Here is a 16,653-nt window from a genome sequence, read left to right as displayed (position 1 = left end):
TTCAACCACGAAAATTAATAAAAAACACACAATGCTGATTTATAGGCAAATAAGGGCTGCCAAAACTTGCTAAAAGCTTGTAAATCATTTTGTTTTTCTCGGGAAAATGATGCATCTTTGCGCTCCTTTTAAAAGAGTGTAAGGAGAACGCTCAACCGCCTTGGTCGGCGGTAAGGATACCCAAAAACCATCAAATAGTTCTAAAGATGCCAGTAAAAATCAGATTATCACGTCATGGTAAAAAGCACCAGGCTTATTACCACATCGTGGTAGCGGATAGTCGTGCTCCCAGAGATGGTAAGTTCATCGAAGTTATCGGTAACTACAATCCAAACACGAATCCCGCGACCATTCAAATCGACAACGACAAAGCCCTGACGTGGCTTAAAAACGGTGCTCAGCCTACTGACACATGTCGTGCGATCCTTTCTTATAAAGGTGTATTGCTCCGCAGTCACCTCGACAGAGGTATTGCAAAAGGTGCAATCACACAGGATGCCGCTGATGCGAAATATACCGCATGGCTTGAATCCAAAAACAACAAGATCGAAGAGAAACGTTCCCGTTTGAAAAATGAAACGGTGAAAGAACGTGAAGCTCGTCTTGCTGATGAAGCTAAAAAGAAAGAAGCAAAACTCGAATCAATTCGCGTTAAGAATACTCCTCCACCGGTTGAAGCTGCCGCTGAAGGTGAAAGTGAAGCTGAAGCAGGAGAACCATCCGCTGAAGCATAAGCTACTCAATCTTATAAATCCGTCCGGAAATCTACCGGACGGATTTTTTATTTCAGGTCAATGAAGAGCATGAAAGCGCCCAAACTAACCAAAGTCGGGTTTATCAGTAAGGTTCACGGATACAAAGGACAGGTAATCCTGGCCCTTGAACATATTGACGCATCTGCCCTGAAGAATGCCAGCTATCTTTTTATAGATCTTGACGGTCTCCCGGTTCCTTTCGCTATTGTTGAATTTTCCGGCAAAGGAGATGATCTGATTGTGAAATTCGAGCAGGTCGATAATGAAGTACATGCAAAAAAACTGGTTCAGCAAACCGTGTATGCGGAGAAACTAAAGATCCGGGAAGATCTGACACTCGACTGGCCCGATCTTGTAGGTTTTAACGCGGTGGATAATGCATTCGGAGCACTTGGAATTATCGAAGAAGTGGAGGAATTACCAATGCAATGGGTGGCACATTGTACAGTAAACGGCAAAGAGATTTTATTTCCCCTGAACGAACAGGTGCTCTTAGAAGTAGATGAAGAAAAGAAACAAATTCTTTTGAATTTACCGGAAGGCCTCATTCAGGTTTATCTTGACATCTGACCCTGCGAATTCTGTAAATTGTCGTTAATACCATTGTAATTTACGGTTCATTATTTTTACCTATCTTGGAGGTAAGAAATGTATGAGCGATACAACTTTTCGGTTTCGACAATTTACCGTGCATCAGGAAAAATGTGCCATGAAAGTTGGCACCGACGCTGTGTTACTGGGCTCCTGGGTTCAGCCCTACACTGCATTACGCATTCTTGATATTGGTACCGGAACAGGCCTGATTGCGCTGATGCTCGCGCAAAAATCCCTTGCTCAAATAGATGCTATAGATATTGACGAAGGCGCATTTCTGCAGGCAAAAGAAAACTTCAGAATCTCTCCCTGGTTCGACCGTTTACACATCTTTCACAAGTCTTTTCAGGATTTTGTGAGCGAAAACCCCGGGCAATACGATCTCATTGTTTCGAACCCTCCCTATTTCCAACACGCTTCGAAACCTTCCCATGAATCCCGAATCAACGCCAGACACAACGACAGTTTATCCTTTGGAGAATTGATTAAGGGTGTAAAAAAAATACTTTCACCTGCCGGAAGGTTTTGTGTTATTCTCCCTTTTAAAGAAGGTATGGAATTTATGGACCAGGCTCACTCCGAAGGATTGTTTTGTCACCACCTGATCAGAGTTAAGACAAAAGCATCAAAAGCAGAAAAACGTTTGATGATGGAATTCGGCTATCACTTCGGATTGCTGACGGAGGAAGAACTTATTATACAGGAAGAAGATAATTCCTTTACAGAAAATTATATCAAACTCACAAAGGAGTATTACCTGAATCTCAAGTCAACTCCTTCGTCTTCTCAGTAAAATGAATACCGGTACGTGCTAATTCTTCCAGCAATGGACCATATATTTCCTTGTGTACAGGAACCTGAACTCCCGACATTTTTATTGTTCCATTCAATATAAACCGTGCCGCAATTGCCACAGGAATTCCAACTGTACGTGCCATTGCGGTATAAACTGAATTTTCACCTTTTACGACAAGCGAGGATGTGTGCAGATAATTTTTTCCGTTTAATTTGTATTCAAACAAATGTTGCATCACGATCAGATCTTTGTCAGATTCTCTCAGCACCCATTTTTCTTCCAGCAGCTGCTGTAAAATTTGTGCAGGGCTTGCGTTCTTCAGGTTGATGACACGTTGCTCGAGGATACCTGTCCATACAATATCTTCTACTACCGGATCAAGTGGAGAACATTGAAGGAATGCAGCTAAACGTTCACGCACAGTTTTCCCTGTGAACCTGGATGGAATGTAAGCATCTACCCAGTCAGCATACGTAAGGTGTTCCGAGTCTTCTATCTGATAAGTATCATCGGTAAGACCCAGCTGAACAAAAACATTCCATCGTTTGCAGAAACCTTCCTGACGTAATGTTCCGCGCAATAAAGTAGGAATATTATTCAGTCCGTAAATTTTTCGGTATGCAAGTGAATCTCTGTTCGCATAACCATCGAAGGAACCGTGACCTTCAACATGAAAAGACTCCGACATGGCAAAAAGCCTGTTGTATGGGATGTACTTATATTTTCCTTTTTCAATATAACGCGCAGTACCCTGTCCGGCGAGAATAACATTTCGGGGATTCCAGGAAAATTTATAGCCCCATGGGTTATCATTTGATTCAGGTGCGACCAATCCGCCCGTGAAAGATTTAAAAGAATCGAGGACAGCTCCTTTAGACTGAAGATCATGGATGATTTGCATCGCGCTCATGTGGTCAATGCCCGGATCGAGTCCGCATTCATTCAACAATATTACTCCGTTCGATTTAGCGTCCGCATCAAGCTCCTGCATTTCTTTGGAAACATAGGATGCCGTTACAAGATTTTTTTTCTGTTTCACACATTCCACCGCTACAGGAAGATGCATATGAGCCGGTAACATGGATATTACCAATTCCGATTTGCCAACTTCTGACTGAAGCAACTTTTCATCCTGAATATCAAAACGAATCGCTTTTCCGGAAGGATGATTGCCAATTTTCATTTTCGCATTCTGTTCCGTCACATCCGCGACGGTAAGGGTCCAGCCTTCGGTCGCGGCATGTTCCAACAGGTACTGAATCAGATAAGAAGAAGACCGGCCGGCACCGATCAAAAGCACATTTCGCATGTATGCTAATTTTTGTGGCGAAGGTACATTTCCGGCCTGAATTAATGCGTCTTTCCCTGCATTCCTTGAATTTTGAACAGATTAATTAATTAACAACCGGTTATTGTATTCTTTCCTCACCGGCAGGATGCCCGAGGAATCAAATTATTATCTTTGACGCATATTTGGCACGATGTTGGTTTCGGTCAAAAAACAACACAAAAATCTACAATCATTTATATCAACACTACCCTTATGAAAAGAACAATCTACCTGTTGGGCCTGGTCCTATTGTTTTCAATGACTGCCTTTGCACAATCCAACAATGCAATTTTATTTGCAGAAAACGGAGAAAAATTCCAGGTAATTTTAAATGGCGTTTTGCAAAATGCTACACCTGAAACCAACGTAAAACTCACCGGATTAAATGCTCCAAACTACAAATGCCGCATTATGTTCGCTGATACTAAATTAGGTTATCTCGACTGGAACATGTATTTCAATGAAATGGGAAACGAGGTTACATGGAATATTAAACAAAACAAAAAAGGTGAATATGTAACCCGTTATGTCAGCGCTGTTCCTCTTGCACAGGCTCCACCAAGTGCCCCTACCCAAACGGTTGTAGTGTATTCAACAACTCCACCTCCTGCCGCTGTTACAACCACAACTGTACAGCAATCACAAACTACAACCACAACCGGCACCGGTTCTGATAATGTAAGTCTGAACATGGGAATCAATATGGGTGATCAGGGTGGAAATATCAGTATCAATGCATCCGGAATGGGTATGGATGGAATGGAAAGCGGAACTTCTTCCACGACCACTACAACTACTACAACTCATTCAGTAACTACCACCAACAGCTCCTCCAACATTACTCCTGCAAATACAGTTGTAGTTTCTAACCCTCCTCCTGCCCAAGTTGTTTATGTTACCGGCTACAGTGGTCCTTATGGTTGTCCGGTTCCGATGGCACCCGGTGATTTTGAAGGCATGAAGCAAACAATCAAGTCAAAGGATTTTGAAAATACCAAACTTACCATTGCCAAACAAGTCTTACAGAATAATTGCCTGACTTCAGCACAGGTTCGTGAAGTACTCGGACTCTTTGATTTCGAAAACACAAGACTGGATTATGCAAAATATGCGTACAGTCACACTTACGATATCGGGAATTATTACAAAGTCAACGATGCTTTTGAATTCGAAAGTTCTGTTGACGACTTGAATAAATTCATCAGTAAATAAACATTTACATCAGGAGCTCTCTTCGGAGAGCTCTTTTTTTATATCCCATTATGCAAAAAATATTTTTAATTTCTGGCGCGCTACTTGGCGGACTTGCTGTACTTCTCGGAGCTTTTGGCGCCCATGCTCTGAAAGCAAAATTAAGCCCGGAATCATTACAAATCTTCGAAACGGGTGTACGCTATCAGTTTTATCATGCATTGGCTCTTTTGTTGGTAGCTCTGCTTTCAGAAAAAATGAATTCTTCTGCAATGAATTATTCCGGTTACTTTTTTATTGCAGGTGTAATTTTATTTTCAGGCTCCATCTATCTACTTGCAACCCGGGAGATACTTGGCATCGACAGTTGGAAATCATTCCTTGGCCCGATTACACCACTCGGAGGACTTTGTTTTGTCAGTGGATGGGTATTGTTGCTCCTTGCGGCCTTAAAAAAATAATGAATAAAATCACATGATGTAAATCATGATTTTTAGAAATTTCATTAGTCCGGAACAGGATGTTAAAAAAATCAAGCTGAATATGATTAAGTCCATACTATATTGTTGTACATTTCAAATTAGTAAGTAAAGAAAACAATTCTCCATGATGAAAAAGGCTCAATCTCTTTTGATTGCATCACTTATTGTGATTGCTTCTTGTAAGAATCACAAAGAAACAACAAAAGCTCCCGAAACAACTGCTGCAAAGGCGGATACAGAAACCTCTACTCCTCCTGTTACAAAAGCAACAGAGCCGGCTCCAACCGATAGCTCAAATGCCGATAATTATAGATTAACAGTGGTGTTCTTTTCTATAGGAATGGGTACAGACGGGCCCAATCTTTTGAAATTTGAGGAGAGTATCGGAAAATATGCCGGGGAAATAGGGAAAACTATTGATTATGAAAGAACCAATTGGGGCCGTGAAGGCGAAACGGATTTTTGTCTTCGATTGAACGAATTGAATGTTTCCCAACAGGCTGAATTTGTGGCCCGAACAAAGGAATTACTCAAAACGGCAAAATGGGTAAATATTTATGAAAACCGCCCTTGCCAGCACAAACGCAGACGCTGAAATTCGGCAAATTCATAAATTTTCCCTTACTTTGTCCAATAAAATCCCAACCTACAAATCACTTGATCATGAATGAATTCGGATTAAAAGCGAAGGATGCAACCATCGCTGATCTGGGCTTGAAGCATTTTTCTGATGCTTACTGGAATTTAAGTCCTGCAGAATTGGTTGAAGAAACAATTATCCGCGGTGAAGGTATGCTCACCGATACCGGAGCACTTGCTGTTGACACCGGAAAATTTACCGGGCGTTCACCAAAAGATAAATTTATCGTATGCGATGAAAAAACAGAAAAAGCAGTTTGGTGGGGCGATATCAATATAAAATTCGATCCTGAAAAATTTGACAGACTCTACGAAAAAGTCACTGCTTATTTCCAGAGTAAAACACTTTACGTGCGTGATGCTTATGCTTGTGCTGACCCAAAATACAGACTGAACATTCGTGTTGTCACCGAGTCACCATGGCAAAATTTGTTTGCGAATAATCTCTTCCTTCGTCCTACGAATGAAGAAATTTTGAAAACAACAAAAGCGGAATGGACAATCTTATGTGCACCCGGTTTTCATGCGGATCCGAAACTCGATGGAACCCGCCAGAGTAATTTCGCTATTGTCAATTTCGCAAAAAAAATAATTCTCATCGGAGGTACCGGTTATACAGGAGAAATCAAAAAGGGAATCTTTTCTGTTCTCAATTTTGTTTTACCTCATGAAAAAAATGTACTCTCCATGCATTGCTCCGCCAATATCGGACCAACCGGCGATACAGCAATTTTCTTTGGTTTGTCCGGTACAGGAAAAACTACTTTGTCTGCAGATCCGAATCGCGGGTTGATTGGTGATGATGAACATGGATGGGCGGAAAATACCGTTTTCAATTTTGAAGGAGGATGTTACGCGAAATGTGTAAACCTTACAAAAGAAAAAGAACCTCAGATTTTCAATGCGATTCGTTTTGGCGCACTCGTTGAAAATATTGAATTCTACGAAGGCACAACAAAAGTGGATTATGAAAATATAAGCAAGACAGAGAACACCCGTGTTGCTTATCCAATTGATCACATTGAAAACGCTGTGGAACCCTCCATTGCCGGCATTCCAAAGAATATTTTCTTCCTTACTTGCGATGCTTTTGGTGTGTTGCCTCCGATTTCAAAACTGGATGCAGGACAAGCGATGTATCACTTTATCTCAGGGTACACCGCTAAAGTTGCCGGAACAGAAGTCGGAATTACAGAACCGACAACTACATTCTCGGCATGTTTTGGAAAAGCTTTCCTCCCACTCCATCCGACAAAATATGCTGAACTTCTTGGTGAAAAATTGAAAAAACACAAAGTAAACGTATGGCTTGTGAATACCGGCTGGTCAGGCGGATCATATGGTGTAGGTTCACGAATGAAATTATCATTCACACGCGCCATGATTAGTGCGGCGCTGAACGGTGAGTTAGACAATGTTCAGTTTGAAACAATGCCGGTTTTCGGTTTGGCTATGCCAAAAACCTGCCCGGGTGTTCCAAACGAAATTCTCAATCCACGTAATACCTGGAACGACAAGAATGAATTCGATGCGAAAGCTCAAACACTTGCCGCTTCTTTCGTGAAAAATTTTGCACAGTATGCGGAGTATGCAAATGAGGAAATCCTCAATGCTGCACCAAAACTTGTGGTGAATGCCTGAGCAAAATTCACAAGAATTAAAAACCTTCTCTGACAGAGAAGGTTTTTTTATTTGATACCCTTAACGTAATTTCGAAAAAGAAACCGGTGCCTACAATGGAATTATTTTTTACCAGCAACATTGATCCAGTTGCATCATTCACTCTTCCTGAAGATGAATCCAAACATCTCATTAAAGTGCTACGTTATGGCTCAGGCGACAAAATTGCCCTCACTGACGGATCGGGAAAATTCTACACGGCCGAAATTGAAAACACAGACCCAAGGCATTGCCAGGTAAAAGTGACAGGAATTTATGGCAAACAAGCGGATCGAACTTATCATCTGCACATTGCCATAGCGCCTCCAAAAAACAATGAACGTTTCGAGTGGTTTCTTGAAAAGACAACTGAAATTGGAATTGATGAAATAACACCTTTGAATTGCCGACGTTCGGAAAGAAAAGAATTGAAGCCGGACAGAATGAATAAAATTCTGATTTCAGCGTTAAAACAATCGTGGAACGGCAAACTTCCAATTCTGCATCCAATGACCGATTTTAAAAAGTTCATGGAAAATCAAGCCAATGGATCACGATTCATCTGTACTATGGACGCAGATCAATCCCTTGCGGATGTTTATATACCAGGGAAAGATGCATTGATACTCATCGGGCCTGAAGGTGACTTCCATGAAGAGGAAATCGAACTTGCAAAAAAATCAGGATTTATTCCTGTATCTTTGGGTAATTCACGTTTGCGAACTGAAACTGCCGGACTCATGGCATCTGCTGTACTGGCAACAATGAATGCCGTTACAAAATAATTATAGTATCTGTTCAAGTTCATGAAAAGATTACTCCTTCTTCTGTTTATTCTCTCCGGCATTTCATCAAATGCAAGCGATCCTTCTTTTAAAATTGGTCTGCTTAAATACAATGGAGGTGGTGACTGGTATGCAAACCTCGAAACGTCTCTTCCCAATCTCATTCAATTTTGTAATCAGAATTTGGGAACGAACATCCAAACTGAGCAGGCAATTGTCGAAGCGGGAAGTCCTGAATTATTTGATTACCCATTAGTACACATGACCGGTCACGGCAATTGGGTACTTTCAAATGCTGAAGCCGACAATTTGAGAAAATATCTTATTGGCGGAGGGTTTCTTCACATCGATGACAATTTTGGAATTGATCCTTATGTCAGGCCACAAATGAAAAAAGTTTTTCCTGAATTGGATTTTGTTGAGCTTCCATTTTCGCATCCGATCTATCACCAGAAGTATGAATTCCCTGAAGGCTTGCCAAAAATTCACGAACACGATGGAAAACCTGCTCAGGGTTTCGGACTGATCTACGAAGGCCGCCTTGTATGTTTTTATTCATACGAATGTGACCTCGGTGATGGTTGGGAAGATTATGATGTACATAAAGACTCACCCGAGTTGCACCAGAAAGCTCTGAGAATGGGAGCTAATCTTCTGCAATATGTATTTAATCAACCTTGATTTTTTTACAAATTCAGAAAAAGAAATTAGCTCTCCCCCAAATTCATGAAGGTTAGTTTATTATTATCAAGACAACATTATGTTAAGTAGAAATTTGATGTATTCTCAATTATGAATTAGTTAATTGCATTTTAGAAATATATACTTCGTTTATTAAATGATCCGTGAGTTTTGGCAAAATTAATATTGACTGTTGTTAAAATTTTCATTTCCTTGTCTGCGTAATAAATAGCCCATCAACGCTTTTATTCTTTGTTACATGAGACTCACCATTGAAAAACACCCGGAGCTGGCGAAATTGTCAAGCTATTTTAAAAAAATTGAAGCGATCGCAGAGAAACTTGGAATTGATGTAGATGAACTTGTTACGGAGTCCAGAAGCAATAACACATCCATGTACATGAGTTTTAAAAAAAATATTCTTGGCATTGCTCAACAAAGAACAGATGCTTTACTGAACAGAAATAAAAAAGGGAATAGCGGAGAAGAAGCATCCATAGTTGGTCTGACCATCATCATAAACAGAGAATTAAAAAATCTGAACTGAACTTTATTTGGTTTAGAATATAAAAAGAAAGCCGGGAATTAATTTCCGGCTTTCTTTTTATGATAACGATGGAGAACAGAATCAGCCAATGACAGGATTACGTGGCAATTTTTCAAAAACAAACCCGCTCGACTTCAAGGACTCCACACATGTATTGGAGGGATCTGTTTTAAAAATAATAAAGGTGATCATGGTTGGAAAATTGGATCCTAAACTAACTTGTCTGTCACGCTTACTGATTCCTTTGGCTACATGTCGGTATATCGGGCCTTTATCCGCAAGCATTTCATCTCCTGTTCCTTCGATATAAGTATCATTAAATCCTTTGTAGGCGATAGCAGGAAAGTTTAATGCGACCGCTACTTTTTTCATCTCATGGTAATTGAGAGTGAATATAAAATTTCCCGCGGGTTCATAAAACAAGGTATAATCAAGCGCGGGTTTTACCGGTTTGCGAAAGAGATTTTTTATTGTCTTTACGAATGCTCTCAGGAACCAAAAGATGCCGTTTCCAAGGGTCATGTCGGGAAGCGATAAAGTATCCTGATCATTCGGCTCTATGAGCACAATTGCCTTAGAAGTAACTCTGAGCATCTCATAAATCGCGATATAAGGTCTGGGAAAATGATGATAAGCTTCTTTACACAATGCAAATTCAAAACTACCATCATTAAAACTCAGCTTTTCAGCATTCTCCAGCTTGAATTCCTTAATAAACCCTTGTTCCTGGGCAGATTCAAAAGACGGATTGTTCAGATCGGTAGCTAAAGCATTTCCACCCTTACTCAGAATGTAATTTGCATCCTTCCCGAAATTACCATCGCCAACAGTCAGCCAAGATGCATTCGGGTAACTGTTTAACAATGGCAATAAGGTGCTGTACATTCGCTCGTGTCGCCAGTAATCAACAGAGTTCTTATTCATGACGGCTTCAATAGCCTTACCCACAAACTTGCGACCATCCTGATGTACTTTATAACTAGATTCCTGGAAGTGTGACATGGCTGAGTGATGATTTGATATGATCAATTCCAAGATAAAAAACACCTTGAAAAAAGTATTCCTGGATCGAAAGGCATTGCACTATCTATTCAACTAAGAAATGATTGGTATTTGAAATTTACTCAGATTTGTTTAATAAATCAAATCTACAAAAAAAATCGCCTCTGTTTTAAACTGTTTACTCTGATGAGTAATTCAGTTTTGACAGAGGCGATTTGGATAGTGGTCATAGACACATGACCGCAATCAAAATTCTATTTCAATTATTGAATAGCTGATTTGAAAGAAGCGTCGTTGAACCATTTAATGAATTCACGATCTTCAGCAGCCATAGCTTTCATGGAAGCGTCTTTTTCACATGAGCTCTTCAGGTTGCTTGCAACACCGGCTGCATCGCCTTTACGTGCAGAAATAACTGCTTTGAGGTAGTAACCGGAAGCTGTTTCTTTATCAGGTGAAGCATCGATTGTAGACATCGCTCCGTCTTTATCACCGGAAAGAAGTTTCGCAAGCGCTGCATTGAAACTGCTTGTGTTTGAATAATTGCTAACAGCCATTCCATAGTTACCATTTTTGATATCAAGGATACCCTGATTTTGGTTTACTTCAGGACCTGCACCGGCAGCGGCAGCGTACATCATGGTAGCATTTGCGCGATCACCTTTACGGCTGTAGCAAGCACCAAGGTTGTTTTTAACTGTAGTATTTCCTGCAGACAATTGGTCAGCTTTGTTGAATTCAGTCATCGCGCCATCAATGTCACCAGTCATGAAGAGCATAGTACCTGCATTGTTAGCAGCTCTCCATTCTTGTGGGTACAAACGCTCAGCTGTTTTGTAGATGCTCAGTTTTTCAGCATTGTCCTGTGTTAATGTAGCCGCATACAGAATCTCCTCCACGCTAAGGGAATCCGGTGTGCTGGATTTTGCAAGTGCAGTTATCTGCTCATCAGAACGGCCGGTCTTTTCGCCATTCAATGTGATTGCGGAACGACGCAATTTTGGCAATACGCCTTCAGCGATTTCAGTATATGCTTTACCCATTTTCTTGATTTCCATTTCACGTGCTTCAGCATCAGAATTTGAAGAAACGATACGCAAAATCATATCTTTCTGAGCCATATCAGAAGCAGACATCAACTGTTGGAAACCTGCCCAGTCTTCATTGGTATTGTTCTTTGTAAAGAATGAACTGTCAGCACTGATCTTCATTTTCATTTTGTTGAAAATTCCGCTCAGGTATTTTGCAGAAGCTTTGCTACGGTTTACAGAAAGATCAGCATTGATCTTTTCAGTACCATCCGGAGATGCATAACCCATGATGCTGATACCTTTCAGGCTGTAAGGAGCAACACTCATTGCTTTAACGGCGCTGTCAAGTTTAGCGAATTCAACTTTGTTGCTGATGTTGCACTGCTTCACTTTGAAGCCAGCATTCACGTTTGAAGTGTTAATGAGGTAGTACATTGTACCTTCAAAAGTTGCAGGAGTGATTCGCTGGAACTGATCTTTTCCTGAAATCACTTTCTCATCTGCTTTTACAAGCAATGGAGTAACGATAGTACCGTCAGCAATTTTCATTGAGCCAAGATCTTTTGTTGTCTTGCCTTTTGAACCGCTGGCTTTTACCATTACATCTGCAGACTTCATGTCAGGTGTATAGGCAATTTTATCACTATAGGTAAAACTTCCACCAGTTTTGTAATTCACCTTGTTACCGGCAGTTGTTGATTTTTCACCAACATTTGTTACTGACTTGTAAGGGTGTTCAGCTGTTGCTGATTTGATGGATGGAGTCACAGTAGCGTCCACTTTCTTTGCAAAATATTTTGCAGGATAGGTTCCTTTGATCGCAATGGCAACGCTGTCACCATGCAATTCAAGTGGATTCGGCGTAACTTCGTATTTAACTGTGTTGAAGTTCTTAGCCATTTTACCGAGACCATTACAACCCGCTACCGCGATGGCGAGCAGGATGTAGGACAATGTTCTAAACTTATTCATTTGCGTGTGAGGATAAAAGTTGTTTAGGTGAATTTTAAGGCGCAATATTATGATAATTTTTTTGATGCAAAAGGGTTGTTAATTAATTTTTTGCAGCTCTTTTTCGTTCATTTTCGTCCAACAATATCTTTCGCATACGCAGAGCCTTTGGTGTAACCTCCAGATACTCGTCTTTCTCGATGTATTCCATTGCTTCTTCAAGGGAAAAATTGATTTTAGGGGTGATCCTGACATTTTCATCACTTCCTGAAGCACGCATATTGGTCAATTGCTTTGCCCGCGTGACATTGATGACAAGGTCGCCAGGGCGAATACTCTCACCAATCACTTGTCCGGCGTACACTTCTTCACCGGGTTCTACAAAGAAACGACCACGGTCTTGCAATTTATCAATGGAATAAGCTGTTGATTTGCCTTTATCCATCGAAAGAAGCACTCCGTTAATACGGGCGGGAATTTCTCCTTTCCATGGTTCATAGGATTTGAAACGGTGAGCAATGACAGCTTCTCCCTGAGTAGCAGTTAAAAGATTGTTTCTCAGACCGATAATTCCACGAGCCGGAATTCCGAACTCTAAATGAAGAACATCTCCTTTTGGTTCCATGATCAGCAACTCACCTTTTCGTTGAGTGACCTGATCAATCACAGAACCTGAAAATTGTTCAGGAACATTTACTGTGAGCATTTCGATCGGTTCACATTTCACACCATCAATGTGCTTGATGATCACCTGAGGTTGTCCAACCTGTAATTCATAACCTTCTCTTCTCATGGTTTCAATGAGAATAGACAAATGGAGAATTCCTCGTCCATAGACATTGTATGCATCCGGTGATCCTGTATCTTCTACACGAAGGGCAAGATTTTTTTCAATTTCCTTATACAATCTGTCGCGAAGGTGACGAGAGGTGACAAACTTTCCTTCTTTGCCAAAAAATGGTGAGTTGTTAATGGTAAACAACATACTCATTGTTGGTTCATCAACTGCAATCGTCGGAAGTGCTTCGGGATTTTCAAAATCCGCTATAGTATCGCCAATGTCAAAATTTTCAAGCCCGACAATCGCGCAGATATCTCCTGCATTTACTGTTTCCTGTTTACTCCGTCCAAGTCCTTCGAAACTGTGCAGTTCTTTGACGCGTGATTTAACAATAGTACCATCTCTTTTTACCAATGATACCGGCATGCTTTCACGCATGGAACCGCGCGTAACACGACCAATCGCAATACGACCAACAAAGGATGAATAATCAAGAGAGGTGATTAGCATTTGCGGAGTACCAACTTTTACATTCGCAGGTGGAATGTGCTCAACAATCGCATCCAGCAAAGCTGTGATATTATCTGTCGGATGATTCCAATCGGTACTCATCCAACCTTGTTTGGATGATCCATACAATGTTGGAAAATTAAGCTGATCTTCTGTCGCGCTCAGATTGAAGAACAAATCAAAGATCTGCTCGTGTACTTCATCCGGACGGCAATTTTCTTTGTCGACTTTATTAATTACAACAATTGGTTTTAAACCAAGACTCAACGCTTTTTGAGTTACAAAACGCGTCTGAGGCATTGGGCCTTCGAATGCATCAACGAGCAACAATACGCCATCTGCCATGGTGAGCACGCGTTCCACTTCTCCTCCGAAATCGGCGTGACCAGGAGTATCAATGATGTTAATTTTTATCCCTTTGTAACGAATCGAAACGTTTTTGGCCACAATAGTGATTCCACGTTCACGTTCAAGGTCGTTGTTGTCAAGGATCAAGTCGCCTGTGTGCTGATTGTCCCTGAACAATTTGGCTTGATGAAGCATCTTGTCAACCAATGTTGTTTTACCATGGTCAACGTGAGCAATAATCGCAATATTTCTGATTTCCATATAGTTAGTGCATTTCGAGGAGGTTCCGAAAGCGGGCGCAAAGATACGTTTTTAAAGTGATAAAACCTCGTAAGTCCAAAGGCAATTGAAAATAAAACCAAATGTGAAAGAGTTTGGAGATTGAATGAAGAATGTAGATTGTGGATTGTGGATTGTGGATTGTAGATTGAGGATTGAGGATTGTAGATTGTGGATTGTGGATTGTAGATTGAAGATTGAATGGTATGGAGTGAAACATTTTCAATGTCACTCAAGAAAAGATTTTTATTCAATGAATTACTCAATTATGAAATCGTATTTTATACTAAATCATATTTCCTTGAAATGAATTATTATATTTCGCATTCAAATCCCGAACACATGCGAAAAATTTACCTGGCAATCTTGCTTGCCTTTCTCTTTACTATATCGAAGGCTCAAACGTTTACCGGTACAGGTGGTGTGATCCATGATTATTCAGGTGTAGCGGTTTCACAATATTTCCCTTGTATAGTTAGTGGCCTTCCCAACAGCATTGATTCAGTTACTTTCGGTCTGGAGAGAATTTGCATCGATATCACTCATACTTATGACAGGGATTTGCAAATTGAACTGATGAGCCCGGATAGTTTCGTTGTAATGCTATCTAATCGCAATGGAGATGGTGGTGACAATTTTACCAACACATGTTTTCGTGGCCATAGTGCAAATGCATTATTGAGCGATCTCGGAAACCTTCCTCCCTACACAGGTGAATTTGATCCTGACGGTGATCTTGCATTGTACAACAACGGCAGAGATCCGAATGGTACGTGGTACCTGGTTGTAACTGATCTTGCCGGTGCCGATTCAGGTGATGTGAATACCTTTTCGCTGACTTTTGGAAACAGTCCGACCACCCACTCAATAATGCCTTGCAGTGTACAAGATGCTACACGTTGCCAATGTCCGGACGGAACACAAGATTGTGATTTGATTCCCGATATGACCGCCTCTGCTCAAGCCATACTGGATGGCTCTTATGAAGCAACAGATACTTTGTATGTAAACAATGCAACTCCGAATATTGGTTGGGGGCCTTTGGAGATTCATGGAATCAACACCTGTTATTGTGACACAACTCTTGTTCCATGCAATACTCCGGTTTGTCCGAATGGACAACCACCCAAACAGCTGGTCGAACAAACCATTTATCATAAAACAAACGGGACCCTCACATCATTCAACAGACCTGCGGGAACTATGACCTATCATCCGCAGCATGGACACATTCATTTGGATGGATGGGCCGAATACACACTAAGACAACCCATGATTGGAAAACAGCCATATGAATGGCCGGTGGTTGGAACAGGTAACAAACAAAGCTATTGCCTTGTCAACCTTGGAACATGCACAAACGGAAACGGATATTGCGTGGACACTACGGGGAATATTCTTGGACGTGACAGTTTCCCGAATTATGGTTTAGGGACTGTTACCGGATGCACAACTGACCAGGGAATTTATGTTGGTTATCTTGATATTTATTCAGCTGCTCTCTACGGACAATGGATCACACTCGACAGTGTTTGCAATGGTGATTATTACGTTGTCTCATTTACAGATCCGAACAACTGGATTCTTGAAATGAACGACAGCAATAACTGGGCAGCAGTTCCATGGACTCTCACGCAACAGTTGAATCTCCCCTTCCCTACTGTAAATTTCACTTATTCTTCGAATGCAAACACCGTGACCTTTACGAATACTTCAACTGATTTCGATTCATTGGTTTGGGATTTTGGTGATGGAGATTCAAGTACTCTGGAGAATCCTGTACATATCTATGCTTCAACTGGAACTTACGATGTTATTCTCACTGCGTACAATCGTTGTGGATTCCATCAACAAGTGCAAAGCTTTACCCTTACACTGACAGGAATTTCTAAAACTGAGACGGAAGATTTATTTGGCTTTAAAATTTACCCAAACCCGACTAAAGATGTGGTGAATATTGATTTTAATCTGTCCGAAAAATCTTCGGTAAAAATTGAAGTAATGGATGCGCTTGGCAGGGTTATTCTACAGCCTGAGAATAACGTCCTGAACATGGGAAGCCATCATTACCAGCTCAATTTCAATGAATTGAATCTCAATAAAGGGATCTATTTCATTTCTTTATTATCCCCCGATAAAGCCATCCGGAAAAGGGTATCCTTTATCAAATAATATTAGAGCGGATCCCTGATTTCCAGGGAATATTTCGCCAAATGCATTTTGAACAGCCACTCTTTCACTTAAGATAAAGAGTGGCTGTTTGAATTTTGATTCATTTTACGTTGAAACCAA

Annotated in this window: 15 protein-coding genes; 11 read left to right on the top strand and 4 right to left on the bottom strand. The window is 40.8% G+C overall.

From position 1 onward, the window contains the following. Positions 1 to 206: 206 nt before the first annotated feature. From IPP86_09670 to IPP86_09660, 3 genes are all read left to right on the top strand, one after another. The gene (locus IPP86_09670) at positions 207 to 734 is read left to right on the top strand and encodes a 30S ribosomal protein S16 (protein ID MBL0138783.1); all 528 of its coding nucleotides are present in this window, start codon (positions 207 to 209) and stop codon (positions 732 to 734) included. Positions 735 to 803: 69 nt separating this feature from the next. Next, positions 804 to 1,325 carry a hypothetical protein gene (locus IPP86_09665; protein MBL0138782.1) on the top strand — a complete coding sequence of 174 codons (522 nt, stop codon included), beginning with the start codon at positions 804 to 806 and terminating at the stop codon, positions 1,323 to 1,325. A 139-nt stretch (positions 1,326 to 1,464) separates the two neighbouring features. Then, positions 1,465 to 2,142, top strand: a complete 678-nt coding sequence (locus IPP86_09660; protein ID MBL0138781.1) for a methyltransferase — start codon at positions 1,465 to 1,467, stop codon at positions 2,140 to 2,142. Here the strand turns inward: IPP86_09660 and IPP86_09655 are convergent. Beyond that, complete coding sequence (locus IPP86_09655) at positions 2,114 to 3,454, bottom strand: saccharopine dehydrogenase NADP-binding domain-containing protein (protein MBL0138780.1); 1,341 nt, start codon at positions 3,452 to 3,454, stop codon at positions 2,114 to 2,116. The genes IPP86_09660 and IPP86_09655 overlap by 29 nt on opposite strands. A gap of 234 nt (positions 3,455 to 3,688) precedes the next feature. Here IPP86_09655 and IPP86_09650 point away from each other — a divergent pair, with 234 nt between their 5' ends. The 7 genes from IPP86_09650 (at position 3,689) to IPP86_09620 (ending at position 9,459) form a co-directional block, all read left to right on the top strand. Next, the gene (locus IPP86_09650; GenBank protein MBL0138779.1) at positions 3,689 to 4,687 is read left to right on the top strand and encodes a DUF4476 domain-containing protein; all 999 of its coding nucleotides are present in this window, start codon (positions 3,689 to 3,691) and stop codon (positions 4,685 to 4,687) included. 50 nt (positions 4,688 to 4,737) lie between these two features. Further along, positions 4,738 to 5,127, top strand: a complete 390-nt coding sequence (locus IPP86_09645) for a DUF423 domain-containing protein (protein MBL0138778.1) — start codon at positions 4,738 to 4,740, stop codon at positions 5,125 to 5,127. Between the two features lie 145 nt (positions 5,128 to 5,272). Beyond that, on the top strand, positions 5,273 to 5,743 hold the full coding sequence (locus IPP86_09640) for a hypothetical protein (GenBank protein MBL0138777.1): 471 nt from the start codon (positions 5,273 to 5,275) through the stop codon (positions 5,741 to 5,743). Between the two features lie 68 nt (positions 5,744 to 5,811). Further along, positions 5,812 to 7,428, top strand: a complete 1,617-nt coding sequence (gene pckA, locus IPP86_09635; protein MBL0138776.1) for a phosphoenolpyruvate carboxykinase (ATP) — start codon at positions 5,812 to 5,814, stop codon at positions 7,426 to 7,428. A gap of 95 nt (positions 7,429 to 7,523) precedes the next feature. Then, the gene (locus IPP86_09630; protein ID MBL0138775.1) at positions 7,524 to 8,231 is read left to right on the top strand and encodes a 16S rRNA (uracil(1498)-N(3))-methyltransferase; all 708 of its coding nucleotides are present in this window, start codon (positions 7,524 to 7,526) and stop codon (positions 8,229 to 8,231) included. 21 nt (positions 8,232 to 8,252) lie between these two features. Beyond that, positions 8,253 to 8,912, top strand: coding sequence for a DUF4159 domain-containing protein (locus IPP86_09625; protein ID MBL0138774.1), 660 nt, complete (start codon positions 8,253 to 8,255; stop codon positions 8,910 to 8,912). Between the two features lie 259 nt (positions 8,913 to 9,171). Next, a complete protein-coding gene (locus tag IPP86_09620) occupies positions 9,172 to 9,459 on the top strand; it encodes a hypothetical protein (protein MBL0138773.1) in 288 nt (95 codons plus the stop codon). 81 nt (positions 9,460 to 9,540) lie between these two features. Here IPP86_09620 and IPP86_09615 read toward each other — a convergent pair whose 3' ends face one another. The 3 genes from IPP86_09615 to typA form a co-directional block, all read right to left on the bottom strand. Then, positions 9,541 to 10,461 carry a methyltransferase domain-containing protein gene (locus IPP86_09615; GenBank protein MBL0138772.1) on the bottom strand — a complete coding sequence of 307 codons (921 nt, stop codon included), beginning with the start codon at positions 10,459 to 10,461 and terminating at the stop codon, positions 9,541 to 9,543. A 263-nt stretch (positions 10,462 to 10,724) separates the two neighbouring features. After that, the gene (locus IPP86_09610) at positions 10,725 to 12,464 is read right to left on the bottom strand and encodes a hypothetical protein (GenBank protein MBL0138771.1); all 1,740 of its coding nucleotides are present in this window, start codon (positions 12,462 to 12,464) and stop codon (positions 10,725 to 10,727) included. 82 nt (positions 12,465 to 12,546) lie between these two features. Next, positions 12,547 to 14,343 (bottom strand): translational GTPase TypA, encoded by a 1,797-nt coding sequence (gene typA / locus IPP86_09605; protein MBL0138770.1) that lies wholly within the window; start codon positions 14,341 to 14,343, stop codon positions 12,547 to 12,549. A gap of 360 nt (positions 14,344 to 14,703) precedes the next feature. Here typA and IPP86_09600 point away from each other — a divergent pair, with 360 nt between their 5' ends. Further along, positions 14,704 to 16,533, top strand: a complete 1,830-nt coding sequence (locus IPP86_09600; protein MBL0138769.1) for a T9SS type A sorting domain-containing protein — start codon at positions 14,704 to 14,706, stop codon at positions 16,531 to 16,533. The last annotated feature ends 120 nt before the right edge of the window (positions 16,534 to 16,653 follow it).

Source organism: Bacteroidota bacterium, assembly GCA_016720935.1.
Lineage (GTDB): Bacteria > Bacteroidota > Bacteroidia > AKYH767-A > 2013-40CM-41-45 > JADKJP01.
This window is presented reverse-complemented; position numbering and strand designations above follow the sequence as displayed.